The organism is Kitasatospora sp. NPDC051705, from assembly GCF_044453265.1.
GTDB lineage: Bacteria > Actinomycetota > Actinomycetes > Streptomycetales > Streptomycetaceae > Kitasatospora.
Map to the genome: position 1 here is coordinate 144,243 of NZ_JBITCO010000017.1, position 22,226 is coordinate 166,468.

Below are 22,226 nucleotides of genomic sequence, written 5' to 3' on the forward strand. Positions count from 1 at the left end.
GACATGACCGAAGAAGCAGCGACCGACACCCCGCAGCCCGCCCCCGCCCTCTCGGTGGTGCGCCCCGGCGAGGGCGAGACGATCGTCCTGGGCACCACGCAGATGCGCGTCCTGGAGGACGGCAGCCACACCGGGCACCGCCTCGCGATCGCCGAGTCCGTCCTCGCCCCGCACACCCAGGGGCCGCCGCAGCACCGCCACGCCCGGCACGACGAGGGCTTCTACGTCCTCTCCGGCACCGTGCGGTTCACCGTCGGGGACGAGGAGCACGAGGCCGGCGCGGGCACGCTCGTGGTGGTCCCGCCCGGCACCCCGCACACCTTCGCCAACCCGACCGACCGACCCGCCGTCATGCTCAGCACGTTCACCCCCGACCTGTACGTGCAGTACTTCCGCGACCTCCGGGAGTCGCTCGACGGCGGCCGGCCGCTGACGCCCCAGGCCAACCTCGACGCCATGAGCCGCTACGCGACCGAGCCCGCGACCGAGCCCGCGACCGAACGCGCCTGAACCAGCCGACGGGCCCGCTGACAGGCGGCCCGAGAACGGAAGCCATGACCACCGCCTACTGGGTCCTCGCCGGACCACTCGCCCTCTTCTACCTCTACGCGGGCGCGCTCAAGGCGTTCCGCAGCCCCGACCGGCTCCGCCCGATGATGGCCTGGGTCGACCGCGTCCCCCTGCCCGCCCTCAGGGCCCTGGGGACGGTCGAGGTGCTCGCCGCGGCCGGGCTCGTCCTGCCGCCGCTCACCGGTGTGGCACCCCCGCTGGCCGTGGCCGCGGCCGCGGGCCTGGTGCTCCTCCAGGCCGGTGCGATCGCCGTCCACCTGACCGGCGGGGACCGGCGGATCGCCCTCAACCTGGTGCTCGTCACCACCGCGGCCGTGGCCGTCTGGCCGGCCACCGGCCTCTGACGGCCCTCTGACAGCCTCTGACGGCCTTCGACGGCCTCTGATGGCCGGACCGGGAGCCGGGCTGCCGGGCACCCGGGGCACCCGAGCGCCCGGCCGCCCAGACGCTCAGTCGCCGATGAACCGGACGACGTACGCGGGCTCCGCGAGGGCCCGCCGGATCAGGGCGCGGAGTTCGCGGACGAATGCCATCTCCGCCGCGGCGAGCGGGAGCCCGGCCACGCGGTCGAGTTCGGCGAGCGCCAGTTCGCAGAAGTAGTGGTCGAATTCCGTGTCGTCGTACGGATCGACCCGAGCCAATGTCGGCACCGTGTCCCGGCCCGCCGCCGCCAGCACCGCCGCGAGTTCCCCGTCCTCCGGAAGGTGGTCGACGATGTCGGAAACGACGTGCCGCCTCGCCCTCCGCCCGCCCTTCGCCTTCGCCCGGCGCGCCGTACCGCCGGTCAGCCGGGTGTCCACCAACTGGATCGACAGCCCCATGGTCCTGCGCCTCCTTCGCGAAGCGGCCCGTCGCGGAGTCACGACGGGCCACTCGACCACCGCCCGGGCGGTGCCTTCTCTATTCTCCGACGAGCTGCTCCCACCGCGGTGTCCGGTCGGGCGGCGGGCGGAAGGCCTGCCAGGTCTCCCCGGCGAGGTCGAGCTCCAGCACCCGGTCCCGGAAGATCCACCTCCCGGTGGTCCGGACACGGGCTTCACCCCGGGCGATCGCCAGCACAGCGGCGATCGCCGCTTCGGCGGGCATCTCCTCGAAGACGAATCCTCCGCAGAAGAACCAGTAGTCGGACCAGTCCCCGGCCGGCCGCAGGTCGATGTCCAGCAGGCCGCCGAGGTGAACGGTCACCACCGGACCGTCCTGATCGATCTCGACCGCGATCGGCAGGAAGCCGGGAATCACGCCCCCGGACGATCCGGCGGCCGAAATCCGCTCGGCCAGCTCCTCGAGTTCCATTCCGCCCCCTCGTCGATGTTCCTGATTCCGTCGTCCGCGCGGGGCCGCCATTCGCCCTCCGCGTGACAGCGGGCGCATCGGGGACGCCCCGGCGGACGGCGTCGGGCCGGCGTGAGGGGGACGCCGACCGGCGGCGTCCCCGCACCTCCGCCGGTCAGGCCGCGTACCTGTCGGGCGTGCGAAAGGCGGCACCACCGAAACGGTGGTGCCGCCTTCACCTGTTCAGGAACCGCTACTCGGCGAGCTGGTCGACGAGTTGCCAGGTGAGCCGGGTGCCGGCCGCCTCGAAGCCCTGGCGGAGCTTGTCCAGCGCGGCATGGATCTCCGGCCACGACTGCTCGCCCACGGGGGAGCAGTCCAGGTAGTACGTCGACTTCTCGATGCCGGGCTGCCAGGTGGCATCACCCTCGAGGTCGGACGTCGTGCCGATCTCGATCTCCCAGCCGTCGGCGAACACGATGAACGGGTTGTGGTTGAAGGTGTCCAGGGCGTCAGCCGTGATCTGGGGCACCTGCTCCTCGTCGATCTCGCCGACGATGAGAGCCCGAATGAAGAGCTTCATTTACATCCCTTCGCTTGATCCGTGCGATCTCATCAGCGACCGGCTCGCCGCTTCTTGATTGCGTTCGAGACTCTCGACATGAACCTCGCTTGTTTTGCCGAGCATACCGTGCAGTGCGGGAGCAGGATCGTGGGGAGATTTCCCCCTGCGCGCCGGTTGACGGAAACCGCGGGAATGTGGTCGGGAATGTGGTGACCCTTCGAGGTGAGGTCGGTCTTGCTGCCACACGCATGGCAGCCGTACTTCCGGCCGATCATGTCGATCTTGGCCTTGATCGGGCCGAACGAGCGGGACATTCCCTTGGGCCAGACGACTCCGAAGCGTGCGTACGGCCCCGGCCCTGCCATGCCGGACCGGGACGTCGGGTGGACCCGGACGATCGGGCAGGTGTCGCTGCTGTTGTGGACCAGGACGTCGTCGGACCCGGTGGCCACGAAGTACGTGTGGGCGTTGCCGACGTTCAGGTTGTAGACGAGCTGCTCGTCGAGGTCGCCCTCGTCGTGCACCCAGGTGACCGTGCTGAGCGTGCCGTTCGGCCCCTGCAGCTGGTCGCCGATCCGGACGTCCGCCGCGTTGACCCATCCACGGCCCTCGACGAAGACCGGGTGGTAGGAGGTCGCCCGGATGCCCGGCGAGGCCGGGTCGGTGTCCGTACCGATCTCGACGATGTGCTTCGGGGCGAAGCTCGTGTAGACCGCGAGGACGGGCTGGGCCTTGGTTTCGCCGGTTTCCGGGTCAGCTGCCGCGACGTAGTCGCCGACCTGGATCTCGCTGATCGGCAGATACGTTCCGTCGGCCATCAGGACCGGCGTCTCCGGTTCGAACGAGTTGCAGCCCGTTCGGCGGAAGATCTTCCGTGCGGTGTTGGCGGCCCTCTCCACCCGGGACGCCGCCCGGGTGGACTTCACGGCTGTCGCCGCGGCCTTGACCACGGGGCCGGCGCCGACGGTCGCCGCCACGGCGGTCACCGCCATCTCGGCGGCCTTCGCCCAGTTCCCGGTGGCGGCGTACGACACCGAGGAGACGGCGGCCGCGACGGCACCGATGGGGCCGGGGATGTACGACGCCACCTCCGCCACCTTGGCGACGACCTCCACCGTCTTCTTCAGCCACTTGGGCATGCCCCAGTTGCCGTCGAGGTCGGTGCAGTTGATCGGGTCGCCGGTGCAGTAGTCGTAGGCGCTGGCATTGCCGCCCGGAACCGGGTCGACCTGCAGGAAGCGGCCGAGCGCCGGGCTGTAGAGACGGGCACCCATGAGGATGTCGCCGTCCTGGGCCTCGGCCGAGCGCTGCTTCCCGCCGAGCCAGCCGTAGCGGACGCCCGCCTGGCCGTCCTGCGGGATGCCGAACTCGTCGAAGTCCAGCACCACCGGCTTGGCCAGTGCCGTGTCCGTGGTGATGACCACCGAGCCGAACAGGTTGGTCAGCTGCAGCTGGACGTCACCGGTCCTGCTGGTGGTGGCGACCAGGTCGCCGTCCGGCCCCGAGACGTTGCGGGTCAGGTTGCCCTGAGTGGTGTCCTCGACCGTCCAGCGGACCTCGTCGGAGTCGTCGCCGTAGTGGTTCAGCTTCGACGTGGCGTTGGCCCAGGAGCCGTCCGCCTGCTTCTTGCTGGTGGTGAACGCGGTCAGACGGTGGGCGGCGTCGACGGCCCACTCCTGCTTGGTGTCCCCCTTCTCCTGGGCGGCGACGCGGTCGTTCGCCCAGTAGGTGTTGGTCGCGCCGGTGGCCGTCTTCACCGTCCGCCCGAAGGCGTCGTAGACGAACCCGGCGTCGGTGAGCCGGTCGGCGCTGTCGTAGGTGTGGTTCTCCGCCGTGGCCCCGGCCGTGCTGCACTCGCCGGCCGCCCCGCGCGGGGAGGTCTGCTTGGACAGACGGTTGGAGTGGGCGTCGAAGGCGTACTGGCGGGTGACGCAGCCCGTGGCGACCGTGGTCTGCTCGGCCTTCACCAGCCGGCCGAGCCGGTCGTACTGATAGGAGCGGGTGGCGGTGGAGCTGGTGTCCTTGGCCACCTGGCCCTGGGTGGAGACGTCGCTGGTCTGGGTCCAGACCACGGCGTTGTCGGAGGTGCGGACGTAGCTCCGGCCGGTGGCTTCGCCGACGGCGTTGAAGGTGTCCTTGCGGACGATCCCGCCCGGGTAGGTCTGCTCGACGAGCTGGCCGTCCGGTCCGTACTTGGCGGTGAACTCACCCGCGACGCTGTCGGTCACCGAGGTGACCAGCCCGCGGGGCTCCTTCGCCCGGTCGTAGGCGTAGGCGGTCGACCCGGTCGGGTCGCTCACCTTCACCGGCTTGCCGAACCTGTCGAACTCCGTGGTGGTGGTGCCACCGTCGGCGTCCGTGTAGGAGATCAGTCGGCCGAGCTGGTCCAGGACCCTGGTCAGGGACTTGCCGCCCGCGGTGGTCTTGACGATGTCGCCCGTCGCCGGGTCGTACTCCGTGGTGACCTTCGGGAGCGCGAGTCCCTCGTCGGAGGTGATCTCGGCCGAGGTGATCCGGTCGGCGTTGTCGTAGCCGGTGACGGTCTTCCGCGACTTGCCCGCGTTGTTCTCGGTGATCTCCTCGGGCTCGTTGAAGGCCGAGTAGCGGGTGACCCGCTTCACCGGCAGGGTGGTCGTCATCCGCGAGGCGTCGGCCCCGGTGACGGCGCCGCCCGGCATGGTGACGCAGGGCAGGCCGGCCCACTCGGGTCGGTTGGCGCACGCGGCGTCGTCCGGATTGGCCCCGGCGGTGTAGAACACCGACTTGACCGTCCCGGCGTCGCTGCCGGTCGAGCCGGGCTTGCGCGACTCCAGCGCGTGCCCGAGGGCGTCGTACCGCACCGTCGAGGTGAGCTTGGCCCCCAGGGCGTCGGTGGTCACCGAGGTGGCCGCCCGCAGCGTCCACCCGGAGGTGCCGCCGATGACCGGGTCGAAGCCGTGCTTGGTGACGCGCAGTTCGACATCGTCGGCGTAGCCGTCGATCCGGGCGCCGTCGGTGGAGGTGGTGGCCAGGTGGTAGGCCCGGCCGTCGGGCTTCCCCTCGTCGTAGGTGACGGTGTTGTGGTCGCGCGCCACGACCGAGGTGCCGGCCGCCAGGGTCGGGTTGACCGTCGCCTTGGTGAGGGTGACGGTGTCGAGCCCGGCGTGGAACCGCTCGCCGCCGCTGGCCGCGTTGGTGTCGACGACGGTGACCTTGACCTCGTGGTCGCCGCGCGTCAGCTTCACCGCCGCGCCGGTGGTGTACGGGGCCACCACGGCGTTGGCGCTGTACGTGTCGATCCGCTGGCCGACGTCCTTGCCGTCGATCGCGAACTGGACGACGCCGTGGTCGCTGTTCTTGGTCAGCTGGCCGGAGAGGACGTAGTCGCCCTCCTCGGGAACGGTGACGCGCATCGCGTCGAACGCACCCATGGCCGTACCGCGGACGCCCAGCTGGGCTCCGCCGGACCAGGTGACGCCGCAGCAGTCGTTGTCGGTCTGCACCTTGGTGTTGGTGCCGAGCTGGGGGAGCTTCTCCGCCTCGCCCGTCACCACGGCCGGGTTGGTCTGGCCGTTGACCTGCTCGGCCAGTGAGGCGCGGTAGACCGGGCCGAGCGTGTCGACCACGTCCTGGCCGTCCGCCGAGTAGGCGGTGCGGGAGTCGAGCAGGCGCGCCCGGGACTTGGTGATCTCGGCCTTGCGGGCCTTCTGTTCGTCGTTCAGGTCGGCGGCCGTGAGGTCGGCCGGGATCTGGGGCAGGTTCAGCTCGGCGGCGAGCTTGTCCGTGTCCGGGTGGGTGCCGAGCGCGAGCGAGCGGTTGGTGGCCTCCAGGGCACGGAGGACGTTGCCGTACCGGTCGTACTCCTTGGTGTCGATGTCACCGCCGGGGGTGACGGACGGGGTCGCGGTGTTGACCTCGTTGCCGGAGGCGTTGAGGTAGTGCACGGTGGCCGGCTTGTAGCCGTCCGCACCCGGCTTGGCGGCCGAGGCGGTGTTCGTGCCCGGGTCGTCCTCGGGGCCGAAGACGGCGGTGGCATCGGTGGGCGCGTCGGTCTGTGCCCACGTGGCCACGTCCCCACCGGACAGGTCGTACGGGCCGCCGGCGCCGCGGGTCAGCGGCACGTCGTAGACGACGCTGGTCGCGTTCTCGCCGTTGACCTGGTCCTTGCTGCCCGGCGCGAGGGTGCCGCGGCGGACCTTGAGCAGACGGCCCGGGTCCTGGTCGGCGGCGGCCTTGCCGTAGTCGAAGCTCCACGGCAGCTCGCCGGCGGCGCCGATCCGGGTGACCCGGCCGGCGTCGTCGTAGGCGTACGTGGTCTTCAGCGGGGTGGCCAGTCGCGGGTCCCAGACCTGTGCCAGGCGGCCCTTGTCGTCGTACGCGTAGTGCGCGACCTCGACCGGCTCCTGCCTGGAGGTGGCCGGGTTCCACGACCAGACCTTCACGCCGCGGACCCGGTCCAGGTAGTCACCCGGGTTCGTGGACGTGGCGGTGGTCGCCTTGGCGTAGTCGTACTCCATCACCTCGCAGCCGCGAGGCAGCGGGTCGACCGTGCAGCCGTTGACGTCGTCGACGCCCGGTTCGACGGACGGGATCACGCGCTTGACGAGTGAGCGACCCGCGGAGGTGTCGTACTGGTAGCGGGTGGTCGACGAGGGGTCCGACCCGATCTCGCTGACCAGCTGGTAGATGGTGGAGCCTGCCTGGCGGGCGAAGACGGACTTCGCACCGTCCAGAGCGGTCAGCTCGTACGTGGTGCCGGCGGTCTGGATGTCCCAGACCTGGTTGGGGCCGGCCCAGCAGACCCAGATCGAGGCGCCCTTGTCGGCGTCCAGGCACTGGCCCGAGTGACGGTTCATGACCGTGCCGTCGGTGCGGACCTCCCACTGCTGGTTGTCGCCGCCGTTGCAGCCCCACAGGGTGAGCGGGGTGGCGTTGGCGGTCTGGCCCCAGGGGTTGTCCAGGCAGTAGCCGAGCAGGCGCAGGGTCAGGTCGTCCCCGCGGGTCCACTGCTGGTTCGACGCACCGGTGCAGGCGGCCGGCTGGAGCCGGGCACCGTTCCCGGCGGCGCCGTTCGGGACCTCGAGGCACTGCCCCGTGGTCGACAGGACCACGGCACCGGACTTCGCCGGCACGGCCTTGAGGGACATCGCCTCGGCGCCGGGTTCGGGGAAGAAGCTGCCGTCACTTCCCTTGGCGAAGGTCAGCGAGGACTCGTCGTTCCCCTTGATCTCGACCAGGTCGGACTGCGGGAAGGACAGTGCGCGGAAGTCCGCGTCGGTGCCCGCGTCGGGGCCGCCGGCCCACTGCGGGCCGAACGGGGCGACGATCTCCTTCAGCGACAGGTCGTCGAAGAAGACCTCCTTGCCGCTGCCCGCGGCGTTGCCGTTGTAGAGGCGGAACCAGGCCTCGGTGGCGTCCTTCGGGACCGTCATGTCCAGCGTCAGCTGCTGCCAGCCGTCGGTGAACGAGGCCTTCGGGGACGCGGTCTCGCCGTAGCCGGCCGGGGTGCGGTAGACGCCGACCATGCGCAGGCCGCGGTTGGCCAGCGGGTTGTCCAGGCCGGTCGCGCCGGGGACGTAGATCCAGCCGGTGAGGCGGTAGGTCTTGCCGGGCTGCATGCCCTGGCCGAGCGTGTACTCGGGGCCGAGCGCGGCGAAGGAGTCCCAGCCGGAGCTGGCCGGGACGACCAGCAGGGAGTCGGTCGAGTTGTCGTGACCGCGGGCCGTGGAACGGGCGAGGGTCGCCTGACCGGCGGTGAAGCCGGTCAGGTCGGTGCCGACCTGGCGCTGGTTGAGCGTCAGGCGCTCACCCTGGGGCTGCCAGCCGCGGCCGGCGTCACGCGACGAGGCCGCGCGCTTGACCGACATGCCGAACTCGTTGACGTCCGTCACGTCGGTCGAGAAGTCACCGGTCAGCAGGTTGACCGAGCCGGGGCCGATGCCCGCGCCCGCCGCGCCGTCGGCGTTGCGGTCGACGGTGATGGTGTTCCACACGGTGGCGTAGCCGCTGCCGGAGCCGTCCTCGGGGAAGAGGAGGGCGCGGACCTGGACGACGCCGCCGACCTGGCCGAGCGTGTCGAGGACGCTCCAGTTGGCGTGCGGGCCGAGGTCCGCGAGCCGCGGCTTGTCCTCGGAGACCGCGGTGTTGTCCGCCTTGGTCAGGTTGGTGCGGGGGACGGCGTACTCGGTGGCGCCGGGGCCGCGGCGGTACTGGTAGACGACGCGCTTGAACTGGGCCTGCGCGTCCACCGCGAGCTTGACGCGCTTCGCGGACTGGGTGCCGTTGACCGGCGAGCTCATGCCCGCCTGGCCGACCTGGAAGGTGTACGTCGCGGGCGGGGAGAGGTTGCCCGCACGGTCCTTGGACTGCACGCTGAGCACGCGCCGGCCCTCGGTGGTCGGCGTGATCGACGTGGTCAGCGCGCCGGTGGCGGTGACCGTTACCGGCGTGCCGCCGTCCAGGGTGTAGACGTAGGCCGCGGTGTCGTCGGTGCCCGGGGCGGGCGAGAAGGTGAACGAACCGGCCTGGTTGGCGGTGCCGTGCCACAGCCCGTCGGCCGGGTAGTCCGCCGAGCTGACGAACGGGGTGCCGGGCTTGACGGTGTCCGCCACGACGTTGGTGCCGACCCAGCCGGAGCGGGACTTGCCGTCGTCGAGCATGGCCCAGATCGAGTACTGCACGCCCTCGTCCAGCTTGGCGATGCCGTAGTCGGAGGGGCGGACGGTCGCGATGGCGCCGTTCGGGGTGTCCTTGGCGATGCTGCCGATGAACGTGCCGCCGCGCCACAGGTCGAGGTAGATCTTCAGCGGGTCGCCGTCGGGGTCGGCCGCCTGCACCTGGAAGCGCGGGTTGGCGTCCGAGGTGTAGCGCGGGTTGCCCTGCTGGGACGGCTGCACCTCGACGGTCGCGGGCGTGGCCGGGACGGTGTTGTAGGTGACCGAGACGAACGGCGGGGCGCCGCCCTCCGCGGAGCTGAACCGCTTCCAGGACAGGCTGCTGGACTCGTCGGCGGCCTTCAGCATGAAGCCGTAGCTGGAGTCGTGCTGCGCGAAGTACCGCACCATCTCGGTGACGTCGGCCTTCGCCCACGCGGAGCCGTCGGGGGCGGTGCACTGGTGGGTGTCACCGCCGTCGACGTCCCAGGTGTCGTTGGACGTCGCCCACTTGCGGTCGATGCCGGGCTGGTTGCCCCAGCGGGTGCCGGAGTTGGCGCCGTACGCGTTCCACACCTCCCACTGCTTCGCGGTGCAGGAGGACGAGTGGTAGTTGTAGACGTTGAGCGTGGCGCCCAGGATCTGCTTGCCGTTGAACGAGGCGCCCGGGATGGTCAGGAACGACCGGGCCACGACCTTGCCGTCGTAGCTGCCCAGCTTGAGGTCGGTCGACGACGAGGCGTCGATGTTCTCGTTGGTCTGGACGTAGGTGTCGAAGATCGTGCCGACGTCGACCACCGGGTCGACGGTGACCGGGAACTGCGTCCTCGGGCTCGCCAGGAACGCGGCGTCGGGGGTGAACACCAGCTCGGTGTCGGCGCCCTGACCGCGGACCTGCATGGTGACGGGGCCGCGGTTCAGGTGCTCCTGCGAGGCCGGGTCGACCGCGGCGTCCCACATCACGGGGGCCGGGATCCTGACCGCGGCCTTGCCGGTCGCCTTGTCGAGCAGCTGGATCGAACCGTCCTGCTGCGGTGCGACGTCCAGGCCGGTGGTGTCCAGGGGGAGCGTCAGCGTGCCCGCCTGGGACACGGCGGAGCGGTCCTTGACGATCAGGAACTGCTCGAAGCCGGTCCGGGTGGCCTCCAGCACCAGGTCGACGCCGGGGCGGGCGTCGACGTAGGTCGCCTTGTTGCCGTCCAGCTTCGGCTTGGGCAGCTTGCCCAGCCAGCCGAAGCGGACCTGCTGGTCACCCGTGCCGAACTTCACCAGCTCGCGCTCGGCGGGAGCGGGCGCGGGCGCCGGCTGCGGGTCGGCCGCCGGTGCGGCCGCGCGGGCGGCGCCGCGCGAGGCGCGGGTCGCCTCAGCCGATGCCGATGCCGACGCGGAGGCGGACGGTGACGGCGACGCGGACGGCGTGGCCGAGGGCGTCCCGCTCGGGGCGGCGGTCGCGCCGGGCGTGCCGGTGGTGGCGGTGGCCGTGGGCGCAGCGGTGGTCGGCGCGGCCGAGGTCGGGGCTGCGCCGGGCGTCGCGCTCGGGGCCGCCGAGGGCGCTCCCGTCGGTGCGTTCGGTGCGCCCGGGGTCGCCGCGGCGCCCGGCAGGCTGTCGCCCACCGTCACGCCGGCGTCGCCGCCCTCGAAGACGACTCCGCCGGGGTGCGCCTTCGGTGCGACCTTGCCGTCGGGCGTCTGCACCAGGGTGGTGTCGACAGGCACCCAGGCGTCGCCGACCTTCATCCGGATCGGCCCGGTGGAGCGGTCGGAGGTCAGCGTGCCGTCCGGGTTCGCCCACACCGTGGAGAACTCGGTCCGGGCGCCGGTGACCTCGATGCGGCGCTTCTGCAGCCGGGCCGCGAGCAGGGCCGACGCCTCGTCGGGTGCCTCGGTGCCCGGGACGGCGGGCGGGGCGGGGGGAGTGGGGGCGGCGGAGGCGGGGGCGGCTGTCACCGCGTCCACCACCACGCCGGCCTGCACCAGCAGGCCGAGCGTCAGGAGCGCCGATATCGGGCGCATTCGACGCGTGGAGAAGGCCCCGGCCGCGAATGCGGACGAGGCCTGAGAACGTCGTGCCATCAAGTCTCTCTCAAGAGAATTTCGGTCTTTGGAATGGCCTGGTTAAAGCCGAGGTCAATCTTTCACGCTCAGCGGACACTCAGTTACCAATCAGGATGACGATTCCGTAACGGATCACTCACGCTCTGGAATCGATTCCGGGCGGCAGGAATCGACTGTCCGTCAGAAATGCCCGGCCGCATGAAGAAAGGCGAAAGAAGAACGGCGAATGGGAAAGTCCCGCTCAGCCCCGGCCGTGCCGCCGGCTCAGCCCGCGGGTCGGGACGGTGTCCAGGACGAGGGTGCGGGCCTGGTCGGCCGTCATGGGGCGGGCGAAGAGGTAGCCCTGGCCGAAGGGGCAGCCCATGGCGGCGAGGAGGTCGCGCTGGTCGGGGTGCTCGATGCCCTCGGCGATGACCTTGACGCCGAGGGTGTCGGCGATGCGGGCGATGCCCTCGACGAGGGCGTACTGCTGCTGGGAGAGTCCGAGTCCGTCGATGAAGGACTTGTCGATCTTGAGAATGGAGATCGGGAACTCGCGCAGGTAGGAGAGTGACGAGTATCCGGTGCCGAAGTCGTCGATGGCGATGCCGACGCCGAGTTGTCCGAGGGTGGCCATGTCGGCGTGGACGCGGTCGTCGCGGCGCATCAGGACGGATTCGGTGAGTTCGAGGACGAGGGTGTGCGGGTCGATTCCGGAGGTCCGCAGGACGTCGCGGACGACGTCGACGAAACCGGCGTCGCGGAACTGGCGGGCCGACACGTTGACGTTGACCCGCAGCGGGGGCCGGCCGCTGCTGGCCCGGGCGGCGGAGCTGGCGGCGTGCCAGGCGGCGGCCTCCAGGGCGGCGCGTTCCAGGACCCAGGCGCCGAGCGGGACGATCTGGCCGCTCTCCTCGGCGAGGGAGATGAACTCGTCGGGCAGCACCATGCCGCGCCGGTCGTGCGGCCAGCGGACCAGGGCCTCGAAGGCGACCAGGTCGCCCGTGGCGAGGTCGACGATCGGCTGGTAGTACAGCTGGAAGGCCGCCTCGGCGATCGCCGTGTCCAGGTTCTCGTTCAGCTCGTGCCGCTCGACCAGCCCGGCCTGCAGGGCCGCCTGGTAGTGGCACCACTGGCGGCGACCGGCCGCCTTCGCCGAGTAGAGCGCCAGGTCGGCGTGGGTGAGCAGCTCGGCGGCGTCCACGCTGTCCTCGGTGGTCGCCACCCCGATGCTCGCCGTCACCCGGACGGCGCCCGCGCTGAGCTTGAACGGTTCGCCGAACACCGCCAGCACGCCGTCCGCGATCGCGTCGACGTCGCCCGGGCGCAGCGCGTCCTCCACCAGTACGGCGAACTCGTCGCCGCCGAGCCGCGCCGCGGTGTCCGAGGTGCGCAGCGCGGTGGAGATCCGCAGCGAGACGGCGACCAGCAGCTCGTCGCCGACCGCGTGCCCCTGGGTGTCGTTGACCACCTTGAAGTCGTCCAGGTCGATGAAGAGGACGCCGGTGACGGCGCCGCTGCGCTCACCGCGGGAGAGCGCGTGGCCGACCCGGTCCTGGAACAGCACCCGGTTGGCGAGGCCGGTCAGCGAGTCGTGGAAGGCCCGGTGGGTGAGCTCGCGCTCCATCTGGCGCTGCTGGGTCACGTCGCGCAGGGTGAGCACCAGTCCGAGGACGGTCGGGTCGGCGCGCAGGTCGTTGAAGCGGACCTCGACCTCGATCGGGGTGCCGTCCTGCCGCAGCAGCCGCCAGTGTTCACGCGGCTGCTCGCGCGACTCGCGGCCCGCGACGCCGCCGGACGGCGGGTCGGCTGGCCCCCGCATCCGGGCCAGCGCCTTGCCGACGGACCGGCTGTCCTCGGGCGGGACGAGGTCGGTGAACAGCTTGCCGTGCAGTCCGGGGTAGCCGAGCACCCGCTCGGCGGAGGAGGAGGCGTAGCGCACGCCGTCGTCCGCGTCGAGGATCAGGATGACGTCGCTGGCGCTCTGCACCAGGGTGCGGAAGTAGAGCTCGCTGTTGCGGCGGTTGACCTCCTGGCTGAGCATGACGCGCTCCACGGCCAGGGCGGCCTGGGCGGCCAGGATCTCCAGCGAGCTCCAGAGGCTGGTCAGCTCCTGGTCGGTGCCGGTGACGATCAGGGCGCCGATCAGAGGGTCGCCGGAGGGGCGCTCGGCGAGGGTGAGCGGGCAGAGCAGGGCCGAGGGCATCCCGTCGAGACGGGTGGCCAGGTCGGTGCCGATGTCCTCGACGGGCAGTAAGCGGGTCTCCCGGTAGGCGGCGAGCGCCAGCACCTCGTCGGAGTCGGAGGTGGGGCCGAGGTGGTGCTGCGCCGGGCCGCGTTCGGCGTGCCGGACGTGCAGCACCCCGGCCTCGGTCACGGCGAGCAGCGCGACGTGCCCGGCCTCGGCGGGCATCAGGGTGGACGCGGAGGCCTGGACGGCGTCCGCGACCTCCTCCACGGTGACGGCCGCGGTGAGCCGGGCACCCGCCTCGCGCAGCGCCCGTTCGCGTGAGATGGCCTCCCTGCGGGCGACCACGACGACCGCCAGCCTGGCCAGCACGAGCAGGTAGATCAGCGCGGAGAAGGCGCCGATCACGCCCGCGTTGCTGGTGTTGCCGGCCAGCGACTCGATGATCAGGATCGCGGGGGCGACCAGCGAGGCCAGGGTGAGCAGCAGCAGCCGCCCCGGGCTGAGGTCGGGTTGCTGGGTGGGCACCGGTTTGGTGAGCTCGACCATCGAGGGGTGCAGGGCCGCCGCGCCCCAGGCGGTGTAGAAGGCGGCCCAGCCGAGCTCGACGGGGGTGCCGATGTGCCAGGTGCCGTGCAGCTGGATCAGCCCGTAGAGCACGTCGGAGGCCAGGATGCCTAGGGTGCCCACGGTGAGCAGCTGCAGCGAGCGGCTCTTGCCGCCGCGGGGGGTGAGCAGGCGCAGCAGCAGGGCCAGGACGACCACGTCGCCGAGCGGGTAGGCGATCGAGACGGCCTTCTGGATCCAGGTGAGGTCCTGGTTCCGGGCGTACGGGAGGATCAGGTAGATCCAGGAGAGCAGCGCCAGGCCCATGGTGAGGATCAGTGCGTCGAGCAGCCCGGCGCGGTCCTGATGGGCCGTCCGCCACCGGATGAAGCCGAGCACGCCGAACGCGTACAGCACGAACTCGGCCAGGTAGAAGACGTCCGCCACGGACGGGAAGGGGTTGTCCAGGTGCAGGATGTTCAGCTGGATCGCCTGCACCACCTCGCCCGCCGTGAAGCTCAGGTTGGCGAGTGCGAGCAGGTACCAGGGCATCGCGTGCGCGGGGCGGTTGAGGCGGACGCCGACGACCATGGCGGCGACGCCGCCGAGGCCGATGCCCGTCCACCAGATGATCCGCTGCGAGGGGTTGGCGTAGTAGATGCCGGTGAACAGCACCATCCACACCAGGTAGACGGCCATCAGGCGTTGGCGCCGACGAGTCAACGGGGCTACCTCCTCCGCGACATCACCCGGCCGTTCCGGCGGGCTAGTTCGGGCGAGGGCGGGGTGTTCGGCGGTCGGGTCGGCTCGCCCCGGTCCGGTTCGGCGCAGGGGCCGATCCGCCCGGCCGGACCCCGACCGGACGTTCCTCCTGTGCCGTGAGTGCGTATAGTCGGAAATGTCGCACCTCCCAGCATTCTGCCGCCACACCACGAGGTCAAGCCGGTGGACGAAGCAGTCGACAGCGCACAGGGCGCAGTAACCGATGTGAACGCCGGACGTCACGCCGTGGTTCGCAACGACAACGGTCAGTACGCGATCTGGCCCGGCGACTTAACCGTCCCGGGCGGCTGGTACCTGATCCACGGGCCGTCCACCCGCGAGGACTGCCGGGCCTACGTGGAGCGCGAGTGGCGCCCGCCCTCCCTGGGCTTCCCGGGCGACCCCCGGTACGGCCGGTCACCCGCGGGCTTCGCCGACACCGTGCACGGCCTGTTCCGCACCCGCGCCGCCCACGACCCCGAAGCCGCCGCCGTGATCGACGACGGCGTCACGCTGAGCTACCGGGAGCTCGACCGGCGCAGCGACCGCCTGGCCGACGCCCTGCGGGCCGCCGGCGCCGGCCCGGACCACGTCGTGCCGGTCTGCCTCGAACGCGGCGCGGCCCTCGTCGTCGCCTGGCTCGGGGTGCTCAAGGCCGGCGGGGCCTTCCTGCCGCTCGACCCGGCCTACCCGGTGCGGCGCATCGACCAGCTCGTCGAGGACTGCGGAGCCCAGGTCGCCGTCACGGACGGCAGGGCGCTCCCGGGCGTACGGAACCTGCGCCCCGACGCCGGCCCGCCGGATCCCGTGGCACCTGCCGGGACACCGGACTCCAGGCCCGACGACCTCGCCTACCTGATCTACACCTCCGGCACCACCGGCGTCCCCAAGGGCGTCGCGGTCACCCACCGCTCCCTGGTCTTCACCCTCGACCGGGTCGTGCGCGCCTACGGCCTGGCCCCCGGCGACCGCGTCCTGCAGCTCGCCGCGCTCGGCTTCGACACCTCCCTCGAGCAGGTCTTCGCCACGCTGCTGGCCGGGGCCACCCTGGTCCTCGGCGGCGGCCGGACCTGGGCGCCCACCGAGCTCGTCCACCGGATGGACGGCGTCGGCCTGACCGTCGCCGACCTCACCCCCGCGTACTGGCACCACGTGCTCGCACTGCTCCCGCCCGCCGTGCCACCCGCACCGGCCCCGGACCCGCCGGACGGGGCCGGCGGAACGCCGCCCGGCGCGACGCGCCCCGCCCCCACGGGCGCCACCCCCGACACCGCCGGTTCCGACACCGCCGGTTCCGACACCGCCCGCCCGGCCGGCGGCACCATCGGCGGCACCACGCCGCCGGGGCCCGGTCGTGACGGACTGCGGCTGGTCGTCGTCGGCGGCGACGTCGTGCACGCCGACGACTGCCGGGCCTGCCTGGAGCGGCTGCCCGGCGTGCGCCTGGTGAACGCCTACGGGGTCACCGAGGCCGCCATCACCTCCGCCCTGTGCGAGATCACCCCGGACCTCGTGGCGACCGCCGGTGCGGCTGGGGCGGCCGCGCCCATGCCGATCGGCCGCCCGCTGCCCGGCGTGCGGGTGCACGTCCTGGACGCCCGGCTGCGGCCCGTCCGGCCCGGCGAGAAGGGCGAGATCCACCTCGGCGGCCCCGGTCTGGCCCGCGGCTACTGGCGCGCGCCCGTGCTCACCGCCGAGTCCTTCCTGCCCGACCCGTACGCGCCCGTCCCCGGCGAGCGGATGTACCGCACCGGCGACGCCGGCCGCTGGCGGTCCGACGGGCAGCTGGAGATCCTCGGCCGCCTCGACGACCAGGTCAAGGTGCGCGGCAACCGGGTCGACCCGGCCGAGATCGAGGCCGCCCTCGCCGCCCACCCCGACGTCCGGCAGGCCCGGGTCGCCGCCGACAGCGGCGCCCCCGACGGCAGCCGCGCGCTCACCGCGTACTACACGCTCGCCGACCGCGCCTCCACCGGCGCCCGCGCCCGGCGCGACCGGATCCGGGCCTACCTGGCCGAGCGGCTGCCCGAGTACATGGTCCCGGCCGAGTTCGTCCTGCTGGACAGCATGCCGCTCACCGCCGCCGGCAAGATCGACCGCCGCCTGCTGCCGCGCTCCGAACCCAAGGTGCACCGGCGTGACGGCGAACGGCGCACCCCCGCGCGCACCCAGGACCGCGTCGGGTCGGCCCCCGGCGCCGGAGCGGTCGAGGCCGCCATCGGGCACTTGTGGACCGAGCTGCTGGGCGTCGAGGACGTCGGCCCCGCCGACGACTTCTTCGCCCTCGGCGGCAACTCGCTGCTCGCCATGGAGATGCTCGCCCGCGCCCGGATCATGCTCGGCATCGACGTCACCCGGATCCGTGCACTCACCCGCGCCCTGCTGCGCGACGCCACCCTGCGCGCCTTCGCCACCGCCGTGCAGGCCGCCCGCGCCGACGGCTCCGGCACCCGGGAGGCCGCCCTGGACTGGGCCGCCGAGGCCCAACTCCCTTACCCGGTAAAGCAGTCCTGGAGCCCCGCGCCCTGCCGGGCCGATCCGGCCGAGATCCTGCTCACCGGTGCCACCGGGTTCTGCGGCGCCCACCTGCTGCACGCCCTGCTCGCCACCACCCGGGCCCGGATCCACTGCCTGGTCCGCGCCCCCGACGAGGAGCACGGGCTGGAACGCCTGCGCGCCTCCCAGCAGCGCTTCCTGCGGCACGACCTCGCCGACACCCGCGTGCTGCCGCTGGTCGGCGACCTCGCCGAACCCCGGCTCGGCCTCACGGAGCGCCAGTTCGCCTGGCTGGCCGGCAACGTGGACGCCATCCACCACCTCGGCGGACAGGTCAACTTCATCTACCCGTACCACCAGCTGCACGCACCCAACGTGGGCGGCACCCGCGAGATCGTCCGCCTCGCCGGGCACAGCCGGGGCATCCCCGTGCACTACCTGTCCACCCTCGCCGTCCTGGCCGGCTTCGGCGCGGCCGGCGTCGACGAGGTCACCGAGCGGACCCCGCTCGCCCACGCCGACAAACTCGGCGTCGGCTACGTCGAGAGCAAGTGGGTCTCCGAGCAGCTGCTGCACAACGCGGCCGCCGCCGGGCTGCCCGTCACCGTGCTGCGCACCAACGACGTCACCGGGGACCTCGCCAGCGGCGTCATGAACACCGGCACCGAGATCTGCGCGCTCATCAAGTACCTCGCCGACAGCGGCACCTGCCCCGACGTGCGGCTGCTGCTCGACTTCGTCCCGGCCGACCGGTTCGGCCAGGCCGTCGCCCACATCGCCGCCCACGCCCCCGCCAACGGCGAGGTCTACCACCTCACCTCGCCGCGCCCGGCCGTCCTCGCCGACCTCGCCGACCGGCTCCGGGCCCGCGGCCACCCGATCGCCGAACTCCCGTACGGCGAGTGGGTACAGGGTCTGGTGCGGTTCGCCGCCGGCCACCCGACCCACCCCATCACCCCGTTCGTCCCGCTCTTCGTCGACCGCAGCCCGGGGACGGACCTGTCGATCAGCGAGATGTACTTCCGCCCGACCTTCCCGCTGTTCGACCGGGCCAACACCGACGAGGCGCTCACCGGCAGCGGCATCGAGCTGCCCGCGGTGGACGCCGACCTGCTCGACCTCTACCTGCGGCAACTGGCGGCGGAGGGCTTCCTCGCCGCACCGGCCGGAGCGCTGCGCGGATGAACGCCTTCGCCGGACTGGACGTGCGCACCGCGCCCGCGGACGGGCCGGTGGCCTTCGGTGCGGGCCTCGGCGCGGCGGAGCTGCTGGCGGCCTACCGGTGCGGGCTGTTCCCGATGCCCGCGGCCGACGAGTTCGCCGCCGCGTACAACGAGGCGCGCTTCCAGGATGCCGTGGAGAAGGGCGAGTTGGCGCTGCTGACCGCCCCCGGCGGTCCCTCCGGAGGCCCGGACGCGGACCCGTACGCGCTCGCCTGGTGGTCACCCGACCCCCGCCCCGTGCTGCCCCCCGACGGCGTGCGGATCGGCCGCCGGCTCGCCCGGCGGCTCCGGAACGGGCTGCCGTGGTGGACCAGCGCCGACCGGTCCTTCGGCGAGGTGCTGGAGCGCTGCGCCGAGCGGCGTCAACCCGTCTGGCTCACCGACGAGTTGAAGAAGGGGCTGGAGGAGCTGCACGCGCTCGGGGCGGCGCACAGCGGAGAGGTGTGGGAGGGCGACGAGCTGATCGGCGGGGTCTTCGGCGTCGCCACCGGGCCCGTCCTCAGCCTCGACTCGATGTTCCACCTCCGCCCCGACGCCGCCCGGGTGGCCGTCGCCGACCTGGGCGTGCGGTTCGGCGCGGCCGGCGGGCGGCTGCTCGACGCCCAGTGGGACGGCCCGCACATCCGCAGCCTCGGGGCCGTCCTGATGCCGCGCGAGCGGTACCTGGCCGAGCTGGCCGCCGGTGTCGAGCCGGGGCCGCTGGCCTGCGGGCCGAAGCCGGCGGCCCGGCTGGCCTGACCCGCCCCGCCCGCCCGGCCTGCCTGCGCGGGCCCTGCTCCGGCGACCTCGGCGCGTTCACCCCGGTGCGTTCACCTCGGCGACGCCCGCCGTTTGGCCTGTCTTCGACAAACTTATTCCTCGTCAGTAACATAGCGCCGCGTGTTCAAGCGCTCCATAGGCAGGGCCACCGGCCCCGCCGTCCTCACCCTCATCCTCGCCGGGGTCGCCGCCTGCGGACCCACCACCCCGGGCACCCAACCAGCCGCCGCCGGCGCCGCCGCACCGGCCGCCACCGGCCCCGCAGTCGCCGCACCGGCCGCCGCCGCGGGCACCCCGGCCGCCGCCCAGGCCGCCGGCGCCCCCCGGGCCAAGGCCGGCACCCCGACCGCCACACCCACCAGCGCCAAGCCCACCGCGGCCGCCGCCGCCGCACCCGTCGCCGCCGCGCCGGCCGGCGACAAGCAGGCCGCCATCGCGGCCCCGGCCAAGGACGGCGGCGCGGCCACCCCGGCCGACCGCAACCTCCAGCTCACCGCGTACGACCCGGCGAGCGGCACCGCCGTCCTCTCCGCGCCGGCCGCGCCGACCGCGCCGACGACCGCGCCCTCCACCCCGGCCACCCCGTCGGGCACCCCCACCGCGGCCCCCGCCGTCCAGCCCGGGCAGCTGATCGCCAGCCCGCCCACCGCCGCCGCCCCCCAGGGCGCGCTGGTCGCCGTCACCGCCGTCCACCCCGGCGCCGGCACCACCCTCAACCTCGCCACCCGCCCCGCCACCCTCGCCGAACTCCTCGGCGGCACCGAGGCCGACGGCAAGGTGCCGGTCGACCCGCACGGCATCACCGTCACCCCGCTGGTCAAGGACCTCAAGGCCACCGTCGGCGCAGACCCGTCCGGCGTCAAGGCCGACGCCTCCGGCACCCTGGAGGTCGACGTCAAGGCGCCCATGCCGCTGCCCGGCGGCGCCAGCGTCGACGCCAGCGGCTCCCTCCAGCTCCACCCCGCCGTCCACTTCGCCTACCACGGCGCGGCCGCCGGGAGCCCCCGCACCGCCTCCATCGGCTTCGACCTCGGCGCCCAGGCCCACTGGAAGGTCACCGGCGACCTCGCCCGCGACACCGGCGCGGCGCCCGTCCGGCTGCCCTTCGCCAAGCTCCAGGCCAGCCCCGTGCTGACCGTCGCCGGGCTGCCCGTCGTGGTCAACCTCGGCCTCACCTGCTACCTGGAGATCAGCGCCGACGGCCAGGTCCACCTGGAGGCCGAGCAGGAGGCCACCGGCACCTGGGCCGTGCGCGCCGACTACACTGGCGGCAAGGGCTGGGCCCCGACCACCAGCGCCGACACCAAGGTGTCCCCGGTCCGGGTGCGCCTCACCGGCAAGGCCGGCGTCCGCGCCGCCCTCGGCACCGAGGTCAGCATCGGCCTCTACGACACCGTCGGCGTCGAGACGACCGTCGCCCCCTACCTGCGGGCCCAGGCCGAAGGCTCCCTGAGCGCCGACTCCTCCGGCAACCCGCCGCAGGCCCAGGGCAGTTGGTCCCTGGTCGGCGGCGTCGACCTGAACGGCTCGCTGACCGCCCACCTCAAGGTCTTCGGCACCCCGGTCATCGAGGGCAAGCTCCCGCTGCCCCCGTTCCACCGCGAATGGCCCCTGCTCGCCGGCTCCGCGGTCCTGCCGTCCACGAAGCCCACCAGCAGCTGAGCCTCCCCCGAGAGCGATCCCAGGAGTGGGAAGTCGGCGGGTCCGACTTCCCACTCCTGCGTTTCTCGCCCGAGCGAGCGGGTTCCTCCGGACCGAGGGCGCCGGCACCCCGTCCGGCCGACGGCTCCCCGCCGGCGCCGGTCAGATCCAGTTCCGGTTCCGGGCCGCCAGCGCGGCCTGGAACCGGTTGGGGGCGCCGAGGCGTCGCATCAGTGCCGCGACGTGGCTGCGGTACGTCCGCACCGACATGTCCAGGGTGCGGGCGCCGGCCTCGTCCTTGTCGGCGCGGGCCATGGTCCGCAGCACCTCCCGCTCGATCGCGCTCGGGAGCTCCTCCCCGACGCCGCAGGCCTGTGACCAGCGGCGCTCGAAAAGAGCCAGCAGGTGGGCGACCACTCCCGGTTGGCGGATGACCAGGGCGCCCCGGGTGATGTCCTGCGGGTCGGTGGCGACGAGGGCGGTTCGGCGGTCGAAGACCACCATCCGTTCGAGCGGGTCGGGCGTACCGCGTACCTGGGCGCCCTGTTCGGCCAGTTCGGTGGCGAAGCGGCTGACCCTGCGGCACTCGAGGGCGTTGCTGTGCAGGATGGTCCGCATCCGCAGGCCGCGCCGTAGGTACTTGAGGTCGGAGGCCCGGACGGCGTCGAGAGCGGCGGAGATGATCGGCCCCGGGTGGGTGGTCAGACGCTCCTCGCGGACGAAGAACGACAACTCGTCGACGCACTCGACCACCTGGTCGATGCCCTCGACGTACTGGAGATCGCCCGCCGGATCCTGCCGCCCCGCCCGCAGGTCCTCCAGCAGGCCGTCCACCAGGTGGCGGGCAGAGAGGACCCGTCGGATCTCGTCCTGGAGTCCGTCGAGCCGGCGCCGGGCCAGCCGTTCGACGGCGGTTCTCGGGTCGACGGCGTCGAACGCGGGATCGTGCGGGGGCCGACCGTGCGCGGTGGTCGCCAGACCGATTTCACGGAGCCCGGTGACGGCCGCCCGGGCGTCGTCGAAACCGAGTCCGCAGCCGAGGGCGATCGCGGTGATGCCGATGCGGGGGGAGCGCAGGAGCAGCCGGTAGACCGACTCCTCCCGGGTGCTCACGCCCAGTACTGCCAGTGTGTTGCCTTCCACGCGGGTGCCCTCGGGGTGTCGAAGCGGAGGTGGCGGTCCGGATCGGGCCGCCGCAGGACAGTGATCGTCCAACAGCGGCCGGGGGCTCCCCAGGGACCTGCGCCCCGACCGGTCGGGACCAACGTCCCGGGGCTCGCAGGAAGTTGCAGCCCGGTGGTGCAGGCAGTGCCACCGGAAGCGGGCGCTCGGCGGATCCGGACGCCGGTAGGTTTGTTCGTGTCCGGATGGACAAGCCCGCGGCTGCTCGGCGCAGTTGCGGGTCGAGGGGGGGCGGGGGGGCCGGGGGGGGGGGGGGGGGCCCCGGGCCCCCCCGGGGGGTCGCCCCCCCCCCGGGGGGGGCCGGGGGGGGGGGGGGGTTGTGGGTATTTTTGGGGGGCACGGGCGGCCCCCCCCAC

11 protein-coding genes are annotated in these 22,226 nt (G+C 72.9%); 5 read left to right on the forward strand and 6 right to left on the reverse strand.

From position 1 onward, the window contains the following. Positions 1 to 3 precede the first annotated feature (3 nt). The gene (locus ACIA8Q_RS22120; RefSeq protein WP_387896760.1) at positions 4 to 510 is read left to right on the forward strand and encodes a cupin domain-containing protein; all 507 of its coding nucleotides are present in this window, start codon (positions 4 to 6) and stop codon (positions 508 to 510) included. Positions 511 to 554: 44 nt separating this feature from the next. Then, a complete protein-coding gene (locus ACIA8Q_RS22125; RefSeq protein WP_396317582.1) occupies positions 555 to 914 on the forward strand; it encodes a DoxX family protein in 360 nt (119 codons plus the stop codon). Between the two features lie 105 nt (positions 915 to 1,019). On the opposite strand, the gene ACIA8Q_RS22130 is transcribed toward ACIA8Q_RS22125, so the two are convergent. The 5 genes from ACIA8Q_RS22130 to ACIA8Q_RS22150 all read right to left on the reverse strand — a co-directional run bounded on the left by ACIA8Q_RS22130 (position 1,020) and on the right by ACIA8Q_RS22150 (position 14,530). Next, positions 1,020 to 1,391, reverse strand: a complete 372-nt coding sequence (locus tag ACIA8Q_RS22130) for a hypothetical protein (protein ID WP_387896762.1) — start codon at positions 1,389 to 1,391, stop codon at positions 1,020 to 1,022. A gap of 79 nt (positions 1,392 to 1,470) precedes the next feature. Next, a complete protein-coding gene (locus ACIA8Q_RS22135) occupies positions 1,471 to 1,863 on the reverse strand; it encodes a hypothetical protein (protein WP_360204997.1) in 393 nt (130 codons plus the stop codon). Positions 1,864 to 2,095: 232 nt separating this feature from the next. Then, positions 2,096 to 2,425 carry a hypothetical protein gene (locus ACIA8Q_RS22140; RefSeq protein WP_360204999.1) on the reverse strand — a complete coding sequence of 110 codons (330 nt, stop codon included), beginning with the start codon at positions 2,423 to 2,425 and terminating at the stop codon, positions 2,096 to 2,098. Between the two features lie 32 nt (positions 2,426 to 2,457). Further along, on the reverse strand, positions 2,458 to 11,052 hold the full coding sequence (locus ACIA8Q_RS22145; RefSeq protein ID WP_360205002.1) for a ricin-type beta-trefoil lectin domain protein: 8,595 nt from the start codon (positions 11,050 to 11,052) through the stop codon (positions 2,458 to 2,460). 283 nt (positions 11,053 to 11,335) lie between these two features. Next, positions 11,336 to 14,530: a putative bifunctional diguanylate cyclase/phosphodiesterase gene (locus ACIA8Q_RS22150; protein ID WP_396317583.1), complete on the reverse strand. Its 3,195-nt coding sequence runs from the start codon at positions 14,528 to 14,530 to the stop codon at positions 11,336 to 11,338. Between the two features lie 264 nt (positions 14,531 to 14,794). On the opposite strand from ACIA8Q_RS22150, the gene ACIA8Q_RS22155 reads away from it, so the two are divergent. From ACIA8Q_RS22155 to ACIA8Q_RS22165, 3 genes are all read left to right on the forward strand, one after another. Beyond that, complete coding sequence (locus tag ACIA8Q_RS22155; protein ID WP_396317584.1) at positions 14,795 to 18,250, forward strand: thioester reductase domain-containing protein; 3,456 nt, start codon at positions 14,795 to 14,797, stop codon at positions 18,248 to 18,250. Continuing rightward, positions 18,247 to 19,026, forward strand: coding sequence for a leucyl/phenylalanyl-tRNA--protein transferase (locus ACIA8Q_RS22160; RefSeq protein ID WP_360205010.1), 780 nt, complete (start codon positions 18,247 to 18,249; stop codon positions 19,024 to 19,026). Before ACIA8Q_RS22155 ends, ACIA8Q_RS22160 begins: the two co-directional genes overlap by 4 nt. Before the next feature lie 141 nt (positions 19,027 to 19,167). Beyond that, positions 19,168 to 20,709 (forward strand): hypothetical protein, encoded by a 1,542-nt coding sequence (locus tag ACIA8Q_RS22165; RefSeq protein WP_396317585.1) that lies wholly within the window; start codon positions 19,168 to 19,170, stop codon positions 20,707 to 20,709. A gap of 141 nt (positions 20,710 to 20,850) precedes the next feature. Here the strand turns inward: ACIA8Q_RS22165 and ACIA8Q_RS22170 are convergent, their stop codons facing one another. Next, positions 20,851 to 21,831 carry a LuxR C-terminal-related transcriptional regulator gene (locus tag ACIA8Q_RS22170; protein ID WP_396317586.1) on the reverse strand — a complete coding sequence of 327 codons (981 nt, stop codon included), beginning with the start codon at positions 21,829 to 21,831 and terminating at the stop codon, positions 20,851 to 20,853. Between the last annotated feature and the right edge of the window lie 395 nt (positions 21,832 to 22,226).

What these genes read in the sequence shown, in the direction of transcription:
- ACIA8Q_RS22120 (WP_387896760.1), top strand. Translation starts at nt 4, where the DNA reads ATGACCGAAGAAGCAGCGACCGACACCCCGCAGCCCGCCCCCGCCCTC.
- ACIA8Q_RS22125 (WP_396317582.1), top strand. Translation starts at nt 555, where the DNA reads ATGACCACCGCCTACTGGGTCCTCGCCGGACCACTCGCCCTCTTCTAC.
- ACIA8Q_RS22130 (WP_387896762.1), bottom strand. Translation starts at nt 1,391, where the DNA reads ATGGGGCTGTCGATCCAGTTGGTGGACACCCGGCTGACCGGCGGTACG.
- ACIA8Q_RS22135 (WP_360204997.1), bottom strand. Translation starts at nt 1,863, where the DNA reads ATGGAACTCGAGGAGCTGGCCGAGCGGATTTCGGCCGCCGGATCGTCC.
- ACIA8Q_RS22140 (WP_360204999.1), bottom strand. Translation starts at nt 2,425, where the DNA reads ATGAAGCTCTTCATTCGGGCTCTCATCGTCGGCGAGATCGACGAGGAG.
- ACIA8Q_RS22145 (WP_360205002.1), bottom strand. Translation starts at nt 11,052, where the DNA reads ATGCGCCCGATATCGGCGCTCCTGACGCTCGGCCTGCTGGTGCAGGCC.
- ACIA8Q_RS22160 (WP_360205010.1), top strand. Translation starts at nt 18,247, where the DNA reads ATGAACGCCTTCGCCGGACTGGACGTGCGCACCGCGCCCGCGGACGGG.